Annotated in this window: 17 protein-coding genes; 11 read left to right on the top strand and 6 right to left on the bottom strand. The window is 69.9% G+C overall.

The genetic code is table 11. The features are described 5' to 3' along the window. Nucleotides 1-30: 30 nt before the first annotated feature. Both Q0937_RS13575 and Q0937_RS13570 read left to right on the top strand, forming a co-directional pair. Nucleotides 31-402 (top strand): DUF3499 domain-containing protein, encoded by a 372-nt coding sequence (locus Q0937_RS13575; RefSeq protein ID WP_299304548.1) that lies wholly within the window; start codon nt 31-33, stop codon nt 400-402. Next, the gene (locus tag Q0937_RS13570; RefSeq protein ID WP_299304545.1) at nt 395-2,047 is read left to right on the top strand and encodes a phosphomannomutase/phosphoglucomutase; all 1,653 of its coding nucleotides are present in this window, start codon (nt 395-397) and stop codon (nt 2,045-2,047) included. The genes Q0937_RS13575 and Q0937_RS13570 overlap by 8 nt, the downstream gene beginning before the upstream one ends. Nucleotides 2,048-2,175: 128 nt before the next feature. Here the strand turns inward: Q0937_RS13570 and Q0937_RS13565 are convergent, their stop codons facing one another. Beyond that, nucleotides 2,176-3,024 carry an RDD family protein gene (locus tag Q0937_RS13565; protein ID WP_299304542.1) on the bottom strand — a complete coding sequence of 283 codons (849 nt, stop codon included), beginning with the start codon at nt 3,022-3,024 and terminating at the stop codon, nt 2,176-2,178. A gap of 116 nt (nt 3,025-3,140) precedes the next feature. Between Q0937_RS13565 and Q0937_RS13560 the strand changes: the two genes are divergently transcribed. Both Q0937_RS13560 and Q0937_RS13555 read left to right on the top strand, forming a co-directional pair. Beyond that, nucleotides 3,141-4,136: a stage II sporulation protein M gene (locus Q0937_RS13560; RefSeq protein ID WP_299304539.1), complete on the top strand. Its 996-nt coding sequence runs from the start codon at nt 3,141-3,143 to the stop codon at nt 4,134-4,136. 79 nt (nt 4,137-4,215) lie between these two features. Beyond that, the gene (locus Q0937_RS13555) at nt 4,216-4,851 is read left to right on the top strand and encodes a trans-aconitate 2-methyltransferase (RefSeq protein ID WP_299304536.1); all 636 of its coding nucleotides are present in this window, start codon (nt 4,216-4,218) and stop codon (nt 4,849-4,851) included. 46 nt (nt 4,852-4,897) lie between these two features. Here the strand turns inward: Q0937_RS13555 and Q0937_RS13550 are convergent, their stop codons facing one another. The 5 genes from Q0937_RS13550 to Q0937_RS13530 form a co-directional block, all read right to left on the bottom strand. Then, complete coding sequence (locus Q0937_RS13550; protein ID WP_299304534.1) at nt 4,898-6,196, bottom strand: DUF58 domain-containing protein; 1,299 nt, start codon at nt 6,194-6,196, stop codon at nt 4,898-4,900. 10 nt (nt 6,197-6,206) lie between these two features. Beyond that, nucleotides 6,207-7,235 carry a MoxR family ATPase gene (locus Q0937_RS13545; RefSeq protein ID WP_299304531.1) on the bottom strand — a complete coding sequence of 343 codons (1,029 nt, stop codon included), beginning with the start codon at nt 7,233-7,235 and terminating at the stop codon, nt 6,207-6,209. Beyond that, the gene (locus tag Q0937_RS13540; RefSeq protein ID WP_299304763.1) at nt 7,232-8,320 is read right to left on the bottom strand and encodes a DUF4350 domain-containing protein; all 1,089 of its coding nucleotides are present in this window, start codon (nt 8,318-8,320) and stop codon (nt 7,232-7,234) included. Before Q0937_RS13540 ends, Q0937_RS13545 begins: the two co-directional genes overlap by 4 nt. 128 nt (nt 8,321-8,448) lie before the next feature. Beyond that, on the bottom strand, nt 8,449-9,123 hold the full coding sequence (locus Q0937_RS13535; protein WP_299304529.1) for a DUF4129 domain-containing protein: 675 nt from the start codon (nt 9,121-9,123) through the stop codon (nt 8,449-8,451). After that, nucleotides 9,120-10,277, bottom strand: a complete 1,158-nt coding sequence (locus Q0937_RS13530) for a glycerophosphodiester phosphodiesterase (RefSeq protein WP_299304526.1) — start codon at nt 10,275-10,277, stop codon at nt 9,120-9,122. The genes Q0937_RS13535 and Q0937_RS13530 overlap by 4 nt, the downstream gene beginning before the upstream one ends. 187 nt (nt 10,278-10,464) lie before the next feature. On the opposite strand from Q0937_RS13530, the gene mtrA reads away from it, so the two are divergent. The 7 genes from mtrA to secA all read left to right on the top strand — a co-directional run bounded on the left by mtrA (nt 10,465) and on the right by secA (nt 20,846). Then, entirely contained in the window at nt 10,465-11,160 is a 696-nt protein-coding gene (mtrA, locus tag Q0937_RS13525) for an MtrAB system response regulator MtrA (protein WP_299304761.1), read from the top strand. Nucleotides 11,161-11,176: 16 nt separating this feature from the next. Next, nucleotides 11,177-12,904, top strand: coding sequence for an MtrAB system histidine kinase MtrB (gene mtrB, locus Q0937_RS13520; protein ID WP_299304524.1), 1,728 nt, complete (start codon nt 11,177-11,179; stop codon nt 12,902-12,904). A gap of 140 nt (nt 12,905-13,044) precedes the next feature. Continuing rightward, on the top strand, nt 13,045-14,604 hold the full coding sequence (locus tag Q0937_RS13515) for an LpqB family beta-propeller domain-containing protein (RefSeq protein ID WP_299304522.1): 1,560 nt from the start codon (nt 13,045-13,047) through the stop codon (nt 14,602-14,604). A 135-nt stretch (nt 14,605-14,739) separates the two neighbouring features. Then, nucleotides 14,740-15,534 (top strand): ComF family protein, encoded by a 795-nt coding sequence (locus Q0937_RS13510; RefSeq protein WP_299304520.1) that lies wholly within the window; start codon nt 14,740-14,742, stop codon nt 15,532-15,534. Between the two features lie 165 nt (nt 15,535-15,699). Further along, complete coding sequence (gene raiA, locus Q0937_RS13505) at nt 15,700-16,359, top strand: ribosome hibernation-promoting factor, HPF/YfiA family (protein ID WP_299304518.1); 660 nt, start codon at nt 15,700-15,702, stop codon at nt 16,357-16,359. An 84-nt stretch (nt 16,360-16,443) separates the two neighbouring features. Further along, entirely contained in the window at nt 16,444-17,721 is a 1,278-nt protein-coding gene (locus tag Q0937_RS13500; protein ID WP_299304516.1) for a winged helix-turn-helix domain-containing protein, read from the top strand. Between the two features lie 98 nt (nt 17,722-17,819). Continuing rightward, complete coding sequence (gene secA, locus Q0937_RS13495; protein WP_299304514.1) at nt 17,820-20,846, top strand: preprotein translocase subunit SecA; 3,027 nt, start codon at nt 17,820-17,822, stop codon at nt 20,844-20,846. Nucleotide 20,847 lies beyond the last annotated feature (1 nt).

Below are 20,847 nucleotides of genomic sequence, written 5' to 3'. Positions count from 1 at the left end.
TCGTCGGCGTTCGTGCGTAGACTGCTGGACGTGCCTGCTCGTGAATGCTCTCGGACCGCCTGCTCCAGGCCAGCCGTCAGCTCGCTGACCTTCGTGTACGAGGACTCGACGGCGGTGCTCGGCCCCCTGTCCAGGATCAGCGAGCCCCATGCCTACGACCTCTGCCGTGAGCACGCGAGCCGGATGACCGCCCCGCGCGGCTGGGAGCTGCTGCGGGTGCCCGGTGCCGAGGGGGTCAGCGACGACCTGGTCGCGCTGGCCGATGCTGTGCGTCCCCGGCACGAGAGCATCGAGTCGGCCCCGGCGACGGTGCGCGCCACAGTCCGTGGATCCCACGACACCCCGGCCCGAGGCGCTGCTCCCGCCCGCCATCTCCATGTGGTCAGGAGCGCCAATGACTGAGCCGAGCAGCCGTCCAGCCACCACGGCCGACGTCCATGACCTCTCCGGCATCGTCAAGACCAATGACGTGCGGGGCGTGGCGGGCGAGGAGCTCACGGCAGAGATCGCCCGTGCACTCGGCGCCGCCTTCGCGGATTTCCTGGATGCGCCGGAGCTGATCGTCGCCCATGACATGCGCCTGAGCTCCCCGGAGCTGTCGAGCGCTGTGATCGAGGGCGCAGTGCTCCGGGGCGCGATCGTCGCCGATGCGGGCCTGTCCTCGACCGACCAGCTCTATTGCGCCTCGGGACTGCACCGCGCGGCCGGCGTGATGGTCACCGCCTCCCACAACCCGGCGGCGGACAACGGGATGAAGCTGTGCCTCCCCGGCGCCCGCCCGGTGGGGCGAGACACCGGTCTCGAGGAGATCCGCCGCGGCGCCGAGGCCTACCTGCGGGCAGGCGAGATCCCGCCGCATGGAGAAGGCCGTTCCGAGGGGATCGACACCCTTGCCGACTACGCCGCAACCCTCCACCGTCTGGTGCCCCTGCCCGGGACCCGCCCGCTGCGGGTGGTGGTCGATGCGGCCTCCGCGATGGCCGGACACACTGCTCCTGCAGTGCTCGGAGTGCTTCCCCAGATCGAGCTGATCGAGCTCCATTTCGCGCTCGACGGCAGTTTCCCCCACCACCCCGCCGATCCGCTGCGCCCGGAGAATCTGATCGATCTTCAGGAAGCGGTGCTCCGGGAGGGCGCGGACCTCGGCCTCGCCTTCGACGGCGATGCCGACCGCTGCGTGGTCCTGGACGAGAACGGGGTGCCGGTGCCGCCCTCGGCGATCACCGCCCTGATCGCCCGGCGCGAGATCGCCCGTGCCCGCGCCGCCGGGGAGGAGCGCCCGGCTGTGGTCGCGAACCTGGTCTCCTCCCGCCATGTGGCCGAGGCCGTCCGTGAGGCCGGGGGAGAGCCCGTGCGCACGTCCGTCGGCCACGCGCTGATCAAGACGATCATGGCCGAACGCGATGCGGTGTTCGGCGGCGAGCACTCCGCGCACTACTACTTCCGGGACTTCTTCTTCGCCGATTCGGGGATGCTCGCCGCGCTGCACGTGCTGGCCGCCCTCTCGGCCTCCGAGGGGGCCTTCTCCTCCCTGGTCGCGGCGCATGATCCCTACGCCACCAGCGGCGAGATCAACCTCCGGGTCGCCGACGCCGCTGCTGCCCGCGACCGGGTGCGTGAGCACATGAGCGTGCTGCCCGGCGCGCGCACCGACGAACTCGACGGGCTCACCGTCGAGCACTGGGACCAGGACCTGGCAGCCGAGGACCGCTGGTGGTTCTCCCTGCGCTCCTCCCAGACCGAGGCACTGCTGCGGCTGAACGTCGAGGCGGAGCAGGAGACGACCATGACCCGGATCCGGGATGAGATCCTCGCACTTGCGCACGAGGGCGACATCGAGGTTCCGGGCACCTGGGCCCTCCCCGCGGGGGCGAGCGGCGCGGATGTGCCCGCCTGGGTGCGCACGATCCTGCGCTGCCCGGACTGCGGTGGAGAGCTGCGTGATGTGGAACGGGCGATGCAGTGCAGCAGCTGTGCGCGAGTCCACCCGGTCGAGGGCGGGATCCCGGTGCTCATCGCCGGCCGCCATCAGTCGCCGACGGCGTAGCAGCCGCCGATCGGCGGGGAGGTTCTCCAGCGGCGCCGCTGGTGTTCCGCCGCACCGTCGGTGGCCCGCGGCTCTGCTGCTGGATCGGCTCTGCTGCTGGATCGGCTCGGCAGCAGGACCGCCCTCGGTCAGGCGCTGAACGGCACCGCTCGCACCTCGGCGGAGAGCTCTCGCTGCCGCTCCTGGTTGCGTCGCAGCCGATGCTCATCACGACGGGACCGTTCGGCGAGCACCGCGGTGAGGAACTCCTCCGGGTCGGTGCCCGGCGGCGGCGCCGGGGCGACGTGGGGCAGGGTCCGCCGCAGCAGATCCCGGGAGAGCTGACGGCGGGACTCCGGATTGATCGTGGTCGCCCTGGGCAGGAAAGAGCGGACGTCCTGCATCAGCGTGACCGGCAGGCGCCCGACGTCCGCGCCCTGCACCCAGTCCTGCAGCGAGGCGGGCACCTCGACGCGCAGGGGAGTGCGGTCGCGCATCCGCTCCTGGATCACCATCGTGCCGGCCAGCAGATCTCCCACCCGTCGTGCCCTGCGGTCGATGACCGAGCAGGTCAGTGCGATGGCTCCGGAGGTCGACCAGATCTCGAGCATCGCCATCACCGCGCGGATCAGGGACTGGCGCACATGGACGGGCCCGCCGTCATCACGCACCACACGGGTGCCCATGACCAGGCGGCCCACCGAGCGGCCGCGCAGCAGCAGTTCGCACAGCACCGGATAGCCGACGTACGCGAGCACCGACATCACCAGCACGCCCGCAATGACCAGGCCGTCATCGAGCTCGGCACGAGCGGTGAGCCAGACCATCGCGATGGTGCCCCCGACCAGGACCGCCAGCTGGAGAACCCCGTCGATCACCGCGGAGAGCATGCGGGTGGCGAAGGACGCCGTGCGCAGGTCCAGCAGCACCGCGTCCCCGGTGATCAGGGCATCGCGATCGACGGAGGAGACCGCCGCTGTGGTTCCCATGGTTGCCATGACCCCATCCTGACATCGCAGCGACGCGGAGGTCAGCGCCGACCGTCGGCTTCCGATGCCCCGGCCTCCGACTTTCGTCGGCGGTCCCGAGCCGTGCGGGACCATACCCTGAGAGCGTGGACACCGACGCCTTCATCGCCGTGCACCGGCCCCAGTGGGACCGGCTCCAGGAGCTGACCCGGAGCCGCCAACTCGACGCGGCCGGAATCGACGAGCTGCTCTCCCTCTACCAGGAGACCTCCACCCACCTGTCCACCGTCCGCTCCACCAATCCCGACCCGGCCTTGATCTCGCGGCTCTCCCTGCTGGTGCATCGAGCACGGCTCCGGATCACCGGGGCCCGCATCCCGCTGTGGAAGCACGCCCGCACCTTCTTCTGGGAGGATCTGCCCGCAGCGCTCTACCAGGCACGGTGGACGGTGGCTCTGGCGGCCGGCCTCTTCCTCGTCTCGGCCCTGGTGGCGGGCTTCTACTTCGGCTTCGATGCCACGGCGAGGGAGCTGGTGGTGCCCGAGGCGCAGCAGCGCTCCCTCGCCCAGCGCGATTTCGTCAGCTACTACTTCCAGGGCGAGGCTACGGGCTTCGCCGCCCAGGTGTGGACGAACAACGCCTGGATCACGGTGCAGGCGGTGGTCTTCGGCGTCACCGGGATCTGGCCGGTGATCATGCTCCTGCAGAACGGGTTGAACGTCGGCCTGTCCGCGGGGGTGATGGGGGCCTACGGCGGCCTGGGCACCTTCTTCGTCTACATCCTTCCGCACGGGCTGCTCGAGATCACCTCGGTGCTGGTCGGCGCCGGGGCCGGTCTGCGCACCTTCTGGGCCTGGGTGCGACCCGGCCCGGTGCCGCGGCTCTGGGCGCTCTCGCGCTCCGCCCGCGCCCTGGTGACCGTGGCGATCGGGCTGGTTCCCGTCCTGCTGATCTCCGGGTTCATCGAGGCTTTCGTGACGCCGAGCTCCCTGCCGCCCGCGGTGCGGATCGGCATCGGCGTCGCGGCCTGGCTGGCCTTCCTGGTGTTCATGCTGGGACGCGGTCGCCAGGTGCATCGCGCCGGCATCACCGGTGACCTCTCCGCGGAGCTGGTCGGCGACCACGTCGCGACCGCCGGCTGAGCTGCCACCTCTGCCACGACGAACACTCTCGCCGGGGTGCCGACGGCCGGACGTGAGGGATGTCGTTACGCTCGCTGCCATGCAGCACAACAGCATCGACCGTGACTTCTCCGGATACAACCAGGCCCAGGCCGGGCGCCCGGTGCGTCCCCTCGCCGGAAGGGCGCTCGCGCTCGCCCGCGGCGGTGCGGAGGCCGGGTACGCCGCCGAGCGTGAGACCCTCGGCGAGGACGCTCGACCAGTGGCGATCGAGCTTGGATGCGGTCGCGGCATCGAAGCACGATTCCTGGCCGAGAACGGGTTCACGGTCCACGCCTATGACGTGGACCCGAGCGTGAGCGGGGCCCTCGAGGAGCTGGCCGCCGCGCTGCCGGTGCATCCCGAGATCGTCGACCTCGCGCAGCTCCGTGAACTTCCCAGGGCCGATCTGATCCTGGCCTGCGCCTCCCTGCCCTTCGTCCCCCGTGATTCCATCGATGGGCTGTGGGAGGCCGTGAGGACCGCCCTGCGACCAGGCGGGATCCTGGCCGTGGACTTCTTCGGGGTGCGTGATGACTGGGCAGGGACGGACGGCACCTTCCTGTCGCGGCAGGAGGTCGAGGACCTGCTGGACGGGTTCGAGGTGCTCGAACTGGTCGAGGAGGAGCATGACGGCCGGTCCTTCAGCGGCCCGAAGCACTGGCACACCTTCCGCGGCCTCGCCCGTCGGCTCTGAGTCGCGTCGCCTCGTCTGTGGAGCCAGGAGGACGCGGCGCGCAGGGTCAGAGCTTCCCGGCGGCCTTCAGCGCGAGATAGGCATCGGCCAGGGCCTGAGGGGCCCGTTCCGGCGGGGCATCGACCACATGCGCGCCGACCCGCTCCAGAGCATGCGAGACTCCCGTCCGCTCGGCACGGGCCTGCTCCGCCGCTGCCGCGAGGTACACGGACTCCAGATCGCCGCGGCCGGCGGCGAGCTCCTCGAGGGCTGGGTCGGAGACCGACGCGACGACCAACGGATGGTCTCTGGCCAGGCGGGCTGCCACGGGCAGCAGTCCGGTATGCACCACGGAGGACTCGACCGGGGTCAGCAGCACCACCAGGGAGCCGCGACGGGCGCGCTGGGTGATGGTGCTCGCGGCGAGCTCCCAGTCGGTCTCCACGAGCGCCGGATCCACTGCTGCGGTCGCGGTGACCATGTCGTGGAGCACTGTGGTGCGGGTCGAGCCGAGCACCGAGAGGTGGGGGATGCGGTCCACGCAGATCAGATCCACCCGGTCCCCGGCCTGCCCCGCGAGCGCCGTCAGCAGCAGCGCGGCGTCGAACGCGGCATCCAGCCGAGTCGACTCGCCGAGCCGGCCGGCCGAAGTGCGCGAGGTGTCCACCACGATCAGCACGTGACGGTCCCGTTCAGGGCGCCAGGTGCGCACCACGACGCTGCGACGACGGGCAGTGGCACGCCAGTCGATCGAGCGCACATCATCCCCGTCCACGAAATCGCGCAGGGAGTCGAACTCGGTGCCCTGCCCGCGCTGATGGATCGCCGCCAGCCCCTCGATCTCTCGCAGCCGCTGGACCCGCGACGGCAGATGCCGACGTGACCCGAAGGGATGCAGCGCCAGCAGCCGGCCGGGCACGCCGACCTCGGTGGTGCGCCGGGCCAGCCCCCACGGGCCGCGCGAGGCGACCAGCAGCGTGCGCGAGCGGTGCTCTCCGCGACGGGTGGGGGTGAAGCTCTGCGCGATGGCCCGGCGTTCCTGGGCGGGGACGTCGACCGCGGAACGCTGGTCGTCGAGACCGGCCGTGGGGTTCCAGGCATCGCGCACCTCGAGCCGGGCGGTGCGCGAGGTGGGATTCGTCAGCAGCAGCCGGCCGCGGACGGAGTTGCCCAGCCTCACCTGCGTCGGTGCCTCACGCCGTACCCGGATCCGGCGCGGGTTCGGTGCTGAGAACGCATCGGCGAGGATCACCAGCGCCCAGATCGCCACCAGGATCAGCACCACCCACCACAGGGGCCAGAGCACGATCACGGGCAGCGCGATCAGCGCGACCAGGGCCGCGCGCGGGGTCAGCGAGATCCTCATCAGCCGTGCCTCAGCGGGGTACCGGCACGGAGGCGAGGGTCGCGGCGAGCACGGCCTCGACCTGGGTGCCTTCGAGCTCGGCCTCGGTGGTCAGCCGCACCCGGTGGGAGAGCGTGGACAGGGCCATCGTCTTGACGTCGTCCGGCGTGATGAAGTCGCGGCCGGAGAGGTAGGCCCAGGCACGGGAGGTGCGCAGCAGCGAGATCGCGCCGCGGGGCGAGACCCCGAGGGTGAGGCTGGGGGAGCGGCGGGTGGCCCGGCACACGTCCACGATGTACTGCACCACGGGATCCTCGGCCACCACGGCGGCGACATCGCGCTGGGCGCGATGCAGCGAGGGGATGTCCACCACCGCCCGCAGACCCATCGCAGCGAGGTCCGTGGTGTCGAAGCCGCCGGCGTGGCGACGCAGCACGTCCACCTCGACCTCTCGCTCCGGCAGCGGCATCACAGCTTTGAGCAGGAAGCGGTCCAGCTGGGCCTCGGGCAGGGTGTAGGTGCCATCGAACTCGATCGGGTTCTGGGTGGCGATCACCACGAAGGGATCGGGCAGCGGACGGCTCGCCCCATCGATGGTCACCTGCCGTTCCTCCATCGCCTCCAGCAGTGCGGACTGCGTCTTGGGAGGCGTGCGGTTGATCTCGTCGGCCAGCAGCAGGTTCGTGAAGACGGGGCCCTCGCGGAAGACGAGGTCGCTGGTGGCGTTGTCGTAGATGAGGGAGCCGGTGATGTCGCCGGGCATCATGTCAGGGGTGAACTGCACGCGCCGCATGCGGACATCGAGGGCCGCGGCCAGGGAACGCACCAGCAACGTCTTGGCGACGCCCGGCACCCCCTCGAGCAGCACGTGGCCACGACACAGCAGCGCCACGACCAGGCTGGTCACGGCCGCGTCCTGCCCCACCACGCCCTTGTGGATCTCGGTGGAGAGCTGCTGGAGCTGGGCACGGGTGTCCTGGTCGACGTCAGGGCCGCGGCTGGGCACCTCAGTGGCGACGGGTTCGGGATGCGGGGCAGCACCCGCAGTGGGGTCGGTCATCGGTCGATCTCCTTCTCGAGATGGTCGAGGTCATGTGCGAGGCGCACGAGGTCCTGGTCACTGGTGACGGGCCTGGGTCCGAGCAGCGCGCGCAGCTGCTCGGGGGAGCGGCCCACATGCGGCGCGAGCGCTGCCAGCAGACCGTCGAGGGCGGACTCGCGGCGCAGACCGAGACGGCTCGCGAGCCGGGATGCAGCCGCTGAGCGCAATGCTGTCGCGGCAGCCTGCCGGTCGCCGGAGCGCTGGAGCAGCCGGGCCCGTCCCAGGACCAGCTCCTGGGGGCGGACGGTGACCGGCAGCGGCTCGACCACGACCGGACCGAAGCGGCGGCCCAGGGCCACCAGAGCGACGGTCGCGATCAGCAGCAGCCAGAGCAGGAGCGGACCTGCCCAGTCAGGCAGATACCCGAGCAGTGTCTGCGAGGTCGAGCCCATCGGATCGTTCGCGGAGGGGACGTACCAGCTCAGCGCGCCCTCGCTGCTGAGGCTGTTCAGCACCAGGGCGGAGTTGTCCGCCCGGCCCACTGCGTCGTTGGTGAGCAGGTCCGCGCTGCCCAGGACCAGCGCCCCGTCATGCTCAGCCACGAGTGAGCCCTGGTCGGCGCTGAAGCAGGACTCACCCTCGCCCGAGACGCGGTACAGGGAGGCGGCGCCGCGGATCGCCTCCTCGGCCGCGGGGACCAGGAGCGCCTCGGCCTGATGCGCGAGGTCACCGCAGCCGGGTCCGGCCTCGATCAGGGTCTCGGTGCGCACCGCACCGGAAGGCGAGATCTGAGAGGAGAAGTAGGAGAGGGTCACCAGATCGGGGGCGACCAGCACCAGGCGCCCGGCCCCGTCCTCATGGGCCGCGGCGAGCGATTCCAGCTGCGGGGCGCTGAGGCTCCGCGGGTCGGTGACCAGCACGGTGCGGCCCATGCGCAGCGCCTCGGCGGCATCGACGGTGTGGCGGTCGACCTCCACCTTCACGCCGAGGTCCCCGAGCACCTGGACCACTGCTTTCGAGCCCTGACCGGTGGGGGCATCGGGCTCGAGCGGCCCGTCCCGGTAGTAGCCGCGGGCGATCGAGGCCACGATCGCGGCGAGCATCGCGAGCACGATGAGAATGGTCAGCCAGGGGCGCCGCCGCGAGGACCCCGCCTGCTGGCGTGGTGCACGGGCTGATCCATCGGCCGGCGGAGCAGGAGTCGCCGTGGACACTGGGGCAGGGCTGAGGCTCATGCGCCCGCTCGCATCACCGGTGCGGAGACCGGCTCGGCACCGGTCACGGCGGTCAGGTCCGGGACGGATTCGGCGATGTACTCGGCCAGTCTCAGCAGATCGTCCGCCTGTTTGACGGTGGTGCTGCGGTGGGAGTAGGCGGCGGTGTCGAAGGCGACGGCGCCGCGCTGCAGGCGTCCGCGCAGTTCGGGGAAGGGAGCGGCGGCGTGGGTGGCCGCTTCGTGTGCGGTCATCCCCGCGGACACCTCCAGCAGGGTGCGCTCCTCGAGATCGCGCACCAGCGCGCGCAGTGCGAGCACCGTACCGTCGTCGACGCGACCTGCGTCGATCGCCTCTCGTGCTGCGTCGCGCAGCTCGGCGCCGCGGAGCACCGGCTCCGCATCGAGGTCAGCCGTGACGGAGAGGATATGGCTGCGACGGATCAGCCCGGTGCGGCGCAGCACCAGCACCACCAGCACGGTCAGCGCCACCGCGATCAGCACGGCGATCCCTGCCTGGGCGGCCGAGGAGCCGTCGATGCCGTCGAGCACCTTCATCAGCCAGTTCTCGAGGGTGGTGAGCACCCAGGCCACGAAGCCGGGGGAGTCGTCGTACTCCGGCTTCGAGAGCTCCTCCAGGAGGCGGGCGCGCGCCTCGTCGGCATCCTGGGGCGGGGGAGCGGCGGGATTCACCGGATCCCTGCCCCGTTCCAGTGCTCGCGAGCTCGACGCGTCAGCTCGACGTCCCAGGCCTCATGGCGCATCCGGTTGTCCGCGTAGACGGCCACGTAGCCGGCGGAGAGGAACGGGGCCAGCAGGAACGTGGCGGCGTAGCTGCCCACCATCGAGAGGATCGTGAGCACGGCCATGCCCAGCAGCATCGCCTCGAACGAGCTGATCAGCAGGATGGCCAGGTAGGCGATCATGGCGATGGTGCTGAAGACGCCCACGATGATCTGGACCGCGATCATGTAGAGGAGGTACAGCAGGATCGTGGTGCCCAGCACCCGCCAGAGCCGACGACCGCGGGTCATCGCGAAGCTGCGCCGGAGCGCGCCGAACACCCCTGTCTCCTCGAGCACCAGCGCGGGGACCGCGAGCACCGTACGGGCCCAGATCCAGAGCGTGACCAGGACCGCAGCGACCAGACCGATCACCAGCGTCACGATGGTGAGGGCGGTCGCCTCCTGGAGCAGGATCAGCGGGAGCATCCCCAGCAGGAGCAGCACCGTGAAGCTGATCCCGCTGAGCAGGCCGATCAGCAGGGTCACCGCGACGGCGGACAGCCCGCGACGGCGCATGGCGGTCCACATCTCGGCAGTCGAGACGTGATCGCCGACGGCCTCTCCGAGCGCGACCCGGGTCAGGGCCACGGTCACCAGCGCCGAGGAGACCAGCGAGACGATCATGGTCACCGCGCTCGAGACGACCATCAGCACCACGTCGCGCACGGAGCCGAACGCGGTGGTGGTCGCGGTGGTGGCGCCGGGGTCCTCGAGCACGGCCTGCATGTCACCCATCATGGGGACCATGCTCGCGCCGGTGGCGAAGGTCATGATCACGAAGGCGACGCCGTACACGGCTGCGGCGACGCCGAGCACCGAACGGGCACGCAGCCGATAGATCCGCACCGCCGCACCGAGCACCTCGCCCAGACCCAGCGGCCGCAGCGGGAACAGCGGCGTCGCCTGGACCAGCTCGCGACGCGGCCCGCCGGGAGGTGGCGCAGAGTGCGGTCCGGGTGCGCCGTGCGTGGGCTGCGGACCGAAAGGTCCGCCGTCGGACGTCGACGGTGGGGAGGGCTCGCCGGAACCGTGTGCTCCCGGGGCGGTCCACTGCGTGCTCATCGGGCCTCCTGCTGCTGACGGGTGCGGTGCGGCCGGCTGTCAGGTCCGGACCGGGCGGGAGAGGATCTCCAGCCCTGACCTTACGGAGTGCGGGCACCGCTGCTGATCCGACGAACGTCGAAGACCTCGCGTCTTCCGGACACCCCTGATCCCCACGTCCCCGCTCCGGACCTCCGTCGGTGGCATGATGATCACCATGACGACGCCTTCTAGGATCCTGGTGGTCGATGACGATCAGGCGATCGCCGAGATGGTCGGCATCGTCCTGCGCGGAAAGGGCTACGAGGTCGCGACCTCCCCGGACGGAGCCTCCGCACTGGAGACCTTCCCGCGCCTGCGCCCCGATCTGGTCCTGCTCGACCTCATGCTGCCCGGCATGGACGGGATCGAGGTGTGCCGCCGGCTGCGCAGGGAGTCCGGGGTGCCGATCATCATGCTCACCGCCCGCACCGACACCGCAGATGTGGTCGAGGGCCTCGAGGCCGGGGCCGACGACTATCTCACCAAGCCCTTCGAACCCGAGGAGCTGGTCGCCCGCATCAAGGCGCGGGTGCGCCGGGTGGAGGCCCCCACCACCGAGCAGCTCACTGTCGGGGACCTCACCATCGATGTGGACGGTCACGAGGTGCGCCGCGGTGACGAGCTGATCTCGCTGACCCCCCTGGAATTCGATCTGCTCACCCAGCTCGCCCGCAAGCCGTGGCAGGTGTTCACCCGCGACGTGCTGCTGCGCGACGTCTGGGGATACCGCCACAGTGCCGATACCCGGCTGGTCAACGTCCACGTGCAGCGGCTGCGTTCGAAGATCGAGCATGATCCGGAGAACCCCGCGATCGTGGTGACCGTGCGCGGGGTCGGATACCGCGCCGGGGGCGGATCCTGAGAGCTCCGGTGCGATGGTGAGCACCCTCGAGGCAAGCCGTCCGGCCCTGGCGGAGCGCCCGGTGGGGCGCTCGGTGATCGATGTCGATCCGCGCAGCTGGCCGCTGGCACTGAGGGTCGTGCTGGTGACCACTCTGCTGTCCGTCGTGGCCCTGCTGGTGGTCGGCGCGTACCTCTCCTCCGTCATCGCCGACGGTCTCTACGAGCAGCGCCGGGATCGGGTGCTCGAAGAGACGCTCGAGGTCAGGGGGGATCTCATCGAGAACCTCACACAGGCCTCCGGGTCCACCAGCACCCAGCAGCAGGATGCCGTCAGCGCCTTCGTCCAGAGCACCGGCGGGCAGGGCGGCGGTGACCGCCGCGAGGTCGCTCTGGTGCCGGTGGAGACCACCGGCACGGTCTTCCCTGTCGAGTCCTCGGAACGGACCCTCTTCGACGAGGTCGATGGTGAGTTCGCCGCGGCGGTCGCCGATCAGCCGGAGACGATCTCCTGGCGCTCGATCGGCCGTGAGGACGGCATGGGGAACACCGATCCGGCTCTCCTGGTGGGGACCCGGGTGATCGTCCCCGGCTCCGGCTCCTACGATCTCTATCTCGTCTACTCCATGCAGGAGGAGCAGGACACGCTCGCCTTCGTGCAACGGGTGATCCTCGGTGGAGGCGGGGTGCTGATGGCTCTCATCGTCGGCATCGCGATCGTCGTGGCGCGGATGGTGACCACCCCTCTGAAACGTGCTGCGTACGCGGCGGAGCGGATGGCCGCCGGGGATCTGACCAGCAGAGTCGAGATATCGGGCGGTGACGAGCTGGCCCGGGTGGGGGAGTCCTTCAACGATATGGCTCGCAGCCTCGAGCAGAAGGTCGACGATCTGACCGAACTCTCGTACGTCCAGCAGCGGTTCGTCGCCGACGTCTCCCACGAGCTGCGCACCCCTCTGACGACGATTCGCATGGCCTCCTCGGTGCTCGATGCTCGACGTTCCGACCTGCCCGGTGAGCTGCAGCGGACCACCGAGCTGCTCTCCGCGCAGGTCCAGCGCTTCGAGGTGCTGCTCACGGACCTGCTGGAGATCTCCCGCTTCGATGCCGGTGCCGCGGAGCTCGAGGCGCACCGCGAGAATGTCGATGCGCTCGTCGAGCGGGCGCTCGAGGACGTCCGCCCGCTGGCTGGGGCCCGTGGCTGCCTGCTGGACGTGCGGCTGGCCGGGGGAGACGTGCACGCGGTGGTCGATGCACGCCGCATCGACCGGGTGCTGCGAAATCTGCTGACCAACGCGATCGAGCACGGTGCCGGGCATCCGGTGCTGATCCAGACCGCCGCGGACGACGACGCCGTGGCGGTGGTGGTCCAGGACCACGGCCACGGCATCTCCGCGGAGGACGCAGCGCACGTGTTCGACCGTTTCTGGCGAGCTGATCCCTCGCGGGCCCGGACCCTCGGGGGAACCGGTCTGGGACTGTCGATCTCCGTCGAAGACGCCCGACTGCATGATGGCTGGCTCCAGGCCTGGGGGCAGGAGGGCGAGGGCGCGGTGTTCCGGCTGACGCTCCCGCGGCGCCCGGGCACCCCGTTGACGCGCTCCCCGCTGCGGCTCGAGCGTTCGCTGGATCGGCGGGAGGCCGACGCCGCGGTCTCCTCGACACCGACCGGAGAGATCCGGATCGGACCCGGACTGCTCCCCGATCTGGACGACACCGGAAGCGATCCGTCTCCGGATCCCGACGAGAGCGGAGGTGCGCGATGAGACCGGCACGTCGTCATGTGCTTCGCGCTGCAGGTGCCGCAGCGGTGCTGGGCATCGGTACGGCCTGTGCCCGCATCCCCACCGATTCCCCGATCTCCAGCCGCGGGTTGACGGGGCGGTCCCAGCCGGGAGCTCCGTACGTGAGAGCACTTCCGCCCCCGCCCGACGCCGACGCCCCGGCGGTCGCCGCTGGATTCGTCCAGGCCGGCGTCGGCTCCGAGGACGACTTCGCGGTGGCTCGCGCGTATCTCACCGCACCGGCCAGCGAACTGTGGAACCCGGCCGCCGGGATCACCGTGTACTCCAGCAGCCAGGAGCTGCAGGTCGAGATGCTCGATGACGGCAGCCTCACTCTGATCCTCCAGGTGGTCGCGCTGGTGGACGGCAGCGGGGTGCGCACCGTGCTGGCAGGAGCGATGTCCCGCGAGGTCGAGGTCGCGATCGAGCAGGTCGATGACCAGTGGCGGCTCAGCGAGGTGCCCGATGGGATCTTCCTCTCGGAGGCGGCGTTCGAGTCCCTCTATGGTCCGGCCCGGCTCTACTTCCTCGACGTCCGGGAGCGTCACCTGGTCCCCGACCACCGCTGGTTCCCGCTGCGCCGGGGCGCCACCAGCGTGCTCGAAGCGCTCGTCGCCGGCCCGGCGAGCTTCCTCCAAGCGGCGGTCACCAGCCAGATCCCCCGGACCTCCGGGATCTCCGATGCCGTCATCACCACCGGTCCCGACGGCGGCACGCAGGTTGCTGTGCCCACCGCGATCGCCAGCCTCCCCACCGGTCCGAGGATGCTGGCGCTGTCCCAGCTCGAAGCCTCCCTGCGCTCGTTGCGCACCCTGTCCGGCGTCCGGATGGTGCAGGACGGCGAGGAGCTGGTGCTCGACGAGCAGGTCCGGACCGAGCGTGCGCTGCCCGGACATCGTCCGATCGCCGCCGGCGCGACCGGGATCATCTCGCTGGCCGATCCGGGTCGGGGAGCACCCGCCGCGCAGCTGGTGCCCGCGCTCGAGACCACGGAGCTCTCCTCCCCGGTGATCGGCCAGGACGGAGTGCTCGCAGCGGCCCGCAATCCGGAGGGGAGCATCGTGCTGCTCGCCTCGACGGACGATTCCGTGCCGGTGCGCGAGGCCGCGACCGGTGGCGCCTTCGTGCCACCATGCCTCGACGACGCGGGATTCGTCTGGACCTCCACCCTGTCGAGCGCAGGCGCGCTGCTCGCGCTGTCCGGCCGGGGCGCAGAGCTCGATGCGAAGGTCGATGCACCCTGGCTGACCGCACGCGAGATCCGTGCCTTGGAGATCGCGGCGGATGCCACCCGGATGCTCGTCCTGTCCGCTGACACCGCGGGCAGCCGGCTGGATCTGTGCGCGGTGGTGCGGGACAGCGAAGGGAACCCGTCCTCGCTGACCGAGCCCGTCCCCGTACGCACCTATCTCCAGGACATCACCGAGGCCAGCTGGTACGACGAGATCGCGGTGCTCGTGCTGGGAACCGATCCCGTCTCCGGTGAACGGAGGGCACAGATCGTCGACTTCGCCTCCGGCAGAGAGGCATTGCCCCCGCTCGCCGCCGGAACCGATCGGATCGCCGGCTCGGTGGTGGCCGAGACGGTGTGGGCCGGCACGTCGGAAGGCGTTCTGCTGCGCAGCAGCGGAGAGGGCTGGGTCACGGTCGACATCGAGGGCCGGGATCCGTCGTTCTACTGACCTCATCGTCCTGCTGGCCCCCGTCGTTCCGCTGACATCATCGTCCTGCTGGCCACGGGTCCTCCACAGCAGGGGATCATCCACCGGTGGGGCCCGGTGACGCGCCGCGTCGCCGAGCCGCGGTGAGATGGAGGCATGACGGATACCGGTGCTCCGACCCTGTGGAGGACGCTGCGCGAGGCGGCGGCCCAGACCTGCGCACTGGTGGCGCCCCGGCGCTGCCCCTGCGGGCGGGAGGACACCTGGCTGTGCGAGCGATGCGCGAAGCTCGTGGAGGCGGTGCCGTGCCGGGTGGAGTCGTGCTGCGACGCCCTGCAGGAGCTGAGCGCTGCACGGGTGCGAGAGGAGCAGAACGGCGACCTCGTGCTGCCCGCCGGGGTCGATCACACCCCGCTCCTGCCTGTCCTCGCGCTCGGTGAGTACGGCGGAGACCTGCAGCGATTGATCCTGGCGTGGAAGAACGGCGGGATGCTCCACCTCGGTGCGCGCATCGCCCCGGGGCTGTCCCCTGCGGTGGCCCGGCTCGTCGAGGGCGCTGAGGGTGCTGCACCCTTCCTGGTCCCCGTGCCCTCGCAGCGCAGTGCCCGGCTGCGCCGGGGTGAGGACCATACGGCGGAGCTGGTGCGAGCCATGGAGCGCTGCGGTGCAGGGCGCGCTCTGCTGCTGCGTGCCCAGCCCACCACCGCGCAGGAAGGACAGGGAGCGCGACAGCGTCGCACCCGACGGATACTCCTCCACGGGCGTGCCGCCCGTGAGGCGGGACGGCGTGCTGCCCCCGTGGTGATCGTCGACGACGTGGTCACCACCGGTTCCACGCTGCGCGGGATGCATCAGGCGCTCACGGGCGCCGGTATGGAGGTGCTGGGCGCAGTGGTGGTCGCCTCCGCCCGGGTACCTGCGCTGAGAGCGGCTGGCAAGCGAACGGGATGAATTTTCGGGACGAACATTCAGGAAACCCTGCGAAAAACATGGCATGCTGGTGATACCCGCCACACGACGGCGGGACCCCCTTCCCCAGGAGGTGCGACACCCAGCCGAAGAGCCATCGCGGCCGGGCTCAGAGCGGCCGCACCCGGATAGGAGGAGTACCCACTCATGGAGATCAATGTCGTCGGACGCCATATGGACGTCCCGGACCGATTCCGTCGCCATCTCGCCGACAAGCTCGACAAGGTCACCCAGCTCGCCCCCGCGGCCCTCCGCGTGGACGTCGAGATCTCACAGGAGAAGAACCCCAGGCAGACGGAGCTCAGCGATCGCGTCGAGCTCACCGTCCATGACAATGGTGCGGTGATCCGCTCGGAGGCCCGAGCGGACGACCTCTACGGAGCGCTCGACGTCGCCTACGGCAAGCTCCTCGAACGACTCCGTCGGTCCCGCGATCGTCGTAAGGACCACCGTCGTGGACGCGACCGCTCCCACCAGGGCGGCGGAGCGAGCCTCCGCACCATGCCTGCAGATCAGGAGATGCCAGCGCCGCTCCTGGACGACGTTGCGACGAGCGAGGACGAGACGGAGTCGATCACCGTCACGGAGGAGCACGACTTCGCCGAGGCCGGCTCGCCGGTGGTCATCCGCGAGAAGAAGCACTCGGCCTCTCCCATGCACATCGATGATGCGCTCTATCGGATGGAGCTCGTGGGCCATGACTTCTTTCTCTTCGTCGATGCCGATACCGGCAACCCGAAGGTGGTCTACCGCCGCAAGGGCTGGAATTACGGTGTCATCGAGCTCGACGCGGAGCTGACGGCCTGACCCCTCTTCGCCGTTGGGGGCGGGAGGGGCCTCACGGCGTCCTCCCGCCCTCTGCTGTGCCGACCCTGCAGGAGCACCCGGCTGATGAGCTCGACCCTCACCTGGACGCGCGCACGCCGGATCGCCCTGCGGGCACAGGGCATGGGGCGAGCCCGCCGCAGCGAAGCGCCGACCACGGCGACCAGCCGACGTGCGCTCGCCCGCACCCTCGAGCGGACCCACCTGCTCCAGATCGATTCGGTGAGCGTGTTCGCGCGTGCCCATCACCTCCCAGTCTTCACCCGCAGCGGACTCTGGGACCCCACCGTGCTCGAAGACTCCGTGCGCTCCGGACCGCGGCGCACTCTGCGGGAGAGCCTCGCCCATGAAGCCACCTATACCTCTCCCGAGATCCACCAACTGCTGGCCTTCCGCCGCCGATCCACCTCCGAGAAGGACTGGGGCGTGCTGCGGGACATCGCCGTATCCTCACCGCATCTGTTCCCACAGATCCGAGAGGTGCTGGCGGATATCGGGCCCGCCAGTGCGGCCACCGTGTCCAAGCATCTCGGCGACACGGTGCGAGGAGAAGGCTGGGGATGGCGCCGCACCGCGACCCAATGGGCGGTGGAGTATCTGTTCCGCACCGGGGACCTCGACTGCGTGGGCCGCTCCTCGCAGTTCGAGCGGCTGTACTCCCTTGCCGCGGAGGAGCAGCCCTCACCGGAGGAGGACGCACGAGACGAGACGGCATCGATCCAGGAGCTCGTCACGAGAGCGGCCAGTTCCCTGGGCATCGCGGAGGTCGGCTCGCTGGCGGACTACTTCCGCCTCCGGCTGCGAGAGGTCACCCCCGCTGTCGAACGACTGCTCCTCCAGGGCGAGCTGCAGGAGGTCGAGGTCACTCATCCCGCCGGCACCCGGACGATGCTGCTGCACCGGGACGCCCCGGCCCCTGCCCCGCTGCGCGGTGCCGCGCTGGTCAGCCCGTTCGACCCGATCGTCTTCCATCGCCCGCGGCTCGCACACCTCTTCGATGTGGACTACCGCATCGGCATCTACACCCCCGCCGCACAGCGGACCACCGGCTACTACTCGCTGCTCTTCCTGCTCGGTGACCTGTTCCCGGCGCGCGTGGATCTGAAGGCAGATCGCGCCCGGAGCGTTCTCGAAGTACGGGGTGCCTACCGCGAACCCCTGCCGCACCTCCCTGCCCGGCAGCGGCCGGAGGAGAACGTGGTCGTCGCGGCGCTCGCCGAGGAGCTCCAGCGCGCCGCCAGGTGGCAGGACCTGGAGAGGATCGACGTTCTCACCGGACCGGGGACGGGGGAGCTCTCCCTCGCTCTGGCGGCGGCCGCTCACGAGCACGCCGACTTCGGGTGACGATGCGCGCAGGTGGTCACCTTCCTGGGCGGTGACGCATACGATGGGTCAGGCACCAGCCGCCCCTCGGGGTGTACACGAGATCTACGGGAGCACGAGTGGTCAACCTCTTCGACAAGATCCTGCGCGCCGGCGAAGGCCGGGAATTGCGCAGGCTCGAAGCCATCGCCCAGCGAGTGGGGGAGGCGGGGGACGTCTTCAGCGAGCTCACCGATGACGAGCTCCGTGCCGAGACCGACCACTTCAAGGAACGGCTCGAGGATGGCGAGACCCTCGACGATGTGATGGTCGAGGCCTTCGCCGCCGTGCGCGAAGCAGCTCACCGCACGCTGGGCCAGCGACCGTACGACGTGCAGATCATGGGCGGCGCGGCACTGCACCGCGGCCGCATCGCCGAGATGAAGACCGGTGAGGGCAAGACCCTGGTCGCCACCCTCCCCGCCTACCTCAACGCGCTCTCCGGCGAGGGCGTGCACGTCATCACCGTGAACGACTACCTCGCCGGCTACCAGAGCGACCTGATGGGTCGCGTCTTCCGCGCCCTGGGACTGACCACCGGCGTCATCAAGTCCGGCATGACCCCGGCCGAGCGTCGCGAGCAGTACAGCGCCGACATCACCTACGGCACGAACAACGAGTTCGGCTTCGACTACCTGCGCGACAACATGTCCCTCAAGCCTGAGGACAGAGTCCAGCGAGGTCACAGCTTCGCGATCGTCGATGAGGTCGACTCGATCCTGATCGACGAGGCGCGCACCCCGCTGATCATCTCCGGACCCGGCGCCGGGGACGCGAACAAGTGGTTCAGCGAGTTCGCGAAGGTCGTCAAGCTCCTGCGCCAGGACCGCGACTACGAAGTCGACGAGAAGAAGCGCACCGTCGGGGTGCTCGAGGCCGGGATCGACAAGGTCGAGGACCACCTCGGCATCGACAACCTCTACGAATCGCTGAACACCCCGCTGATCGGCTTCCTCAACAACGCCATCAAAGCCAAGGAGCTGTTCAAGAAGGACAAGGACTATGTGGTCCTCAACGGCGAGGTGATGATCGTCGATGAGCACACCGGCCGCATCCTTGCAGGTCGCCGATATAACGAGGGTATGCACCAGGCGATCGAGGCCAAGGAGGGCGTGAAGATCAAGGCGGAGAACCAGACCCTCGCCACGATCACCCTCCAGAACTATTTCAAGCTCTACGAGAAGCTCGCAGGCATGACCGGCACGGCCGAGACCGAGGCCGCCGAGTTCATGAACACCTACAACCTGGGTGTGGTGCCGATCCCCACCCACCGCGAGATGCAGCGCGTCGACGAGGCCGACCGCATCTATCGCACCGAGAAGGCGAAGTTCGACGCTGTCGTCGAGGACATCGTCGAGCGCCACGAGAACGGTCAGCCCGTGCTGGTGGGCACCACCAGCGTCGAGAAGTCCGAGTATCTCTCCAAGCTGCTCACCGCCCAGGGCGTCGAGCACGAGGTGCTCAACGCGAAGAACCACGCGGGAGAGGCCGCGATCGTCGCCATGGCCGGGGCCAAGGGCTCTGTCACCGTGGCCACCAACATGGCCGGCCGCGGCACTGACATCATGCTCGGCGGCAACGTCGAGTTCATGGCCCATGCGGAGCTCGAGAAGCGCGGCATGGATCCCGAGGAGGACCGCGAAGCATACGAGAAGGCGTGGGACGAGGAGCTCGAACGCGCCAAGGAGGCCGTCGCCGAGCAGCACGACGAGGTCGTGGAGATCGGTGGTCTCTACGTGCTGGGCACGGAACGCCACGAGTCCCGCCGCATCGACAATCAGCTGCGCGGCCGCTCCGGTCGCCAGGGCGACCCGGGGGAGTCCCGCTTCTACCTCTCCCTCCAGGATGACCTGATGCGCCTGTTCAACTCCGGGGCGGCAGAGTCCCTGCTCGCCCGCGGGGGGGTGGACGAGTCGATCCCGCTGACCGGTCGGATGGTCTCCGGTGCGATCCAGCGCGCGCAGAACTCCATCGAGTCGCGCAACGCCGAGATCCGCAAGAACGTCCTGAAGTACGACGACGTGCTGACCAAGCAGCGCAAGAAGTTCTACGAGGAGCGGTCCCGGATCCTCGAGGGCGAGGACCTCGATGAGCACGTCGAGCGTTTCATCCGCGAGGTCATCGGCGGCACCGTCGACGCACACACCAAGGGCAAGCCTGCAGAGGATGTCGACCTCGCGGAGCTGTGGGGCGCTCTGCGGCCCGCCTATCCGGTCTCCCTCACCGCCGAGGAGCTCATCGAGGAGGTGGGCGGGAAGGAGAACCTCGAGGCGAAGGTGCTGAAGGAGGAGATCCTGGCAGACGCCCGCGTCGCCTACGAGAAGCGCCAGGAGGAGCTGGGCGAGGAAGGGCTGCGCCAGCTGCAGCGCCGTGTGCTGCTGTCCGTGATGGACCGCCGCTGGCGTGAGCATCTCTACGAGATGGACTATCTCAAGGAGGGCATCGGTCTTCGGGCGATGGCCCAGCGTGACCCGCTCATCGAGTACGAGCGCGAGGGTCACCTCATGTTCAACGACATGATGGCCGGCGTGAAGGAGGACGTGGTCGGCTACGTCTACAACCTCGAGGTCCAGGTCGAGAAGGCCGATCCCGTGGTTCCGAAGGCCGTCAGCGACCTGCTGCGCAGCGCCTCGAAGGTTGCCGCCGCAGCTGCTGCGACCAGTGGGAAGAGCACCGGGGCCGACGGTCAGCGTGCCGGGACCGAAGAGCCAGAGGTGGCTGCTGCAGGATCGACGGAACCGGACACGGGGGCCGGCTCGGAGGAGGGCTCGGACCCGGAGACGGGTTCGGCAGCGGCCGACGGGACCGACGACGACGGCGATACGTCCGCTGAGCAGCTGGCGCAGGAAGCTCGTGTCGTGCTCCACGCCAAGGGCCTGGATGATGGGCCGGGAGAGCGCCAGCTTCGGTACACCTCGGCGGAAGGCAGCGGGGTGCAGGACTCCTCGACTCTTTCCCGGGCGCAGCGCCGTCATAATGCTCGTCACCACCACGGCGAGAACGGCGAGTCGGGAGGGCACGACAAGGAGCAGGACAAGCCCGAGGGCGCTCCGCAGGGTGAGCGCCAGAATCGGGCTCAGCGGAGGATGGGGCGTCGCCGGCGCTGAC

This window comes from uncultured Brachybacterium sp. (genome assembly GCF_947500705.1).
GTDB lineage: Bacteria > Actinomycetota > Actinomycetes > Actinomycetales > Dermabacteraceae > Brachybacterium.
The sequence above is the reverse complement of the archived record's forward strand: the minus strand, read 5'-3'. Positions and strand labels throughout refer to the sequence as shown.

Bases quoted from the DNA above. Each gene is read 5' to 3' on its own strand.
- Q0937_RS13570 (WP_299304545.1), top strand. From the start codon at position 395: ATGACTGAGCCGAGCAGCCGTCCAGCCACCACGGCCGACGTCCATGAC.
- Q0937_RS13565 (WP_299304542.1), bottom strand. From the start codon at position 3,024: ATGGCAACCATGGGAACCACAGCGGCGGTCTCCTCCGTCGATCGCGAT.
- Q0937_RS13555 (WP_299304536.1), top strand. From the start codon at position 4,216: ATGCAGCACAACAGCATCGACCGTGACTTCTCCGGATACAACCAGGCC.
- Q0937_RS13550 (WP_299304534.1), bottom strand. From the start codon at position 6,196: ATGAGGATCTCGCTGACCCCGCGCGCGGCCCTGGTCGCGCTGATCGCG.
- Q0937_RS13545 (WP_299304531.1), bottom strand. From the start codon at position 7,235: ATGACCGACCCCACTGCGGGTGCTGCCCCGCATCCCGAACCCGTCGCC.
- Q0937_RS13540 (WP_299304763.1), bottom strand. From the start codon at position 8,320: ATGCTCGCCGCGATCGTGGCCTCGATCGCCCGCGGCTACTACCGGGAC.
- Q0937_RS13530 (WP_299304526.1), bottom strand. From the start codon at position 10,277: ATGAGCACGCAGTGGACCGCCCCGGGAGCACACGGTTCCGGCGAGCCC.
- mtrA (WP_299304761.1), top strand. From the start codon at position 10,465: ATGATCACCATGACGACGCCTTCTAGGATCCTGGTGGTCGATGACGAT.
- Q0937_RS13510 (WP_299304520.1), top strand. From the start codon at position 14,740: ATGACGGATACCGGTGCTCCGACCCTGTGGAGGACGCTGCGCGAGGCG.
- raiA (WP_299304518.1), top strand. From the start codon at position 15,700: ATGGAGATCAATGTCGTCGGACGCCATATGGACGTCCCGGACCGATTC.
- Q0937_RS13500 (WP_299304516.1), top strand. From the start codon at position 16,444: ATGAGCTCGACCCTCACCTGGACGCGCGCACGCCGGATCGCCCTGCGG.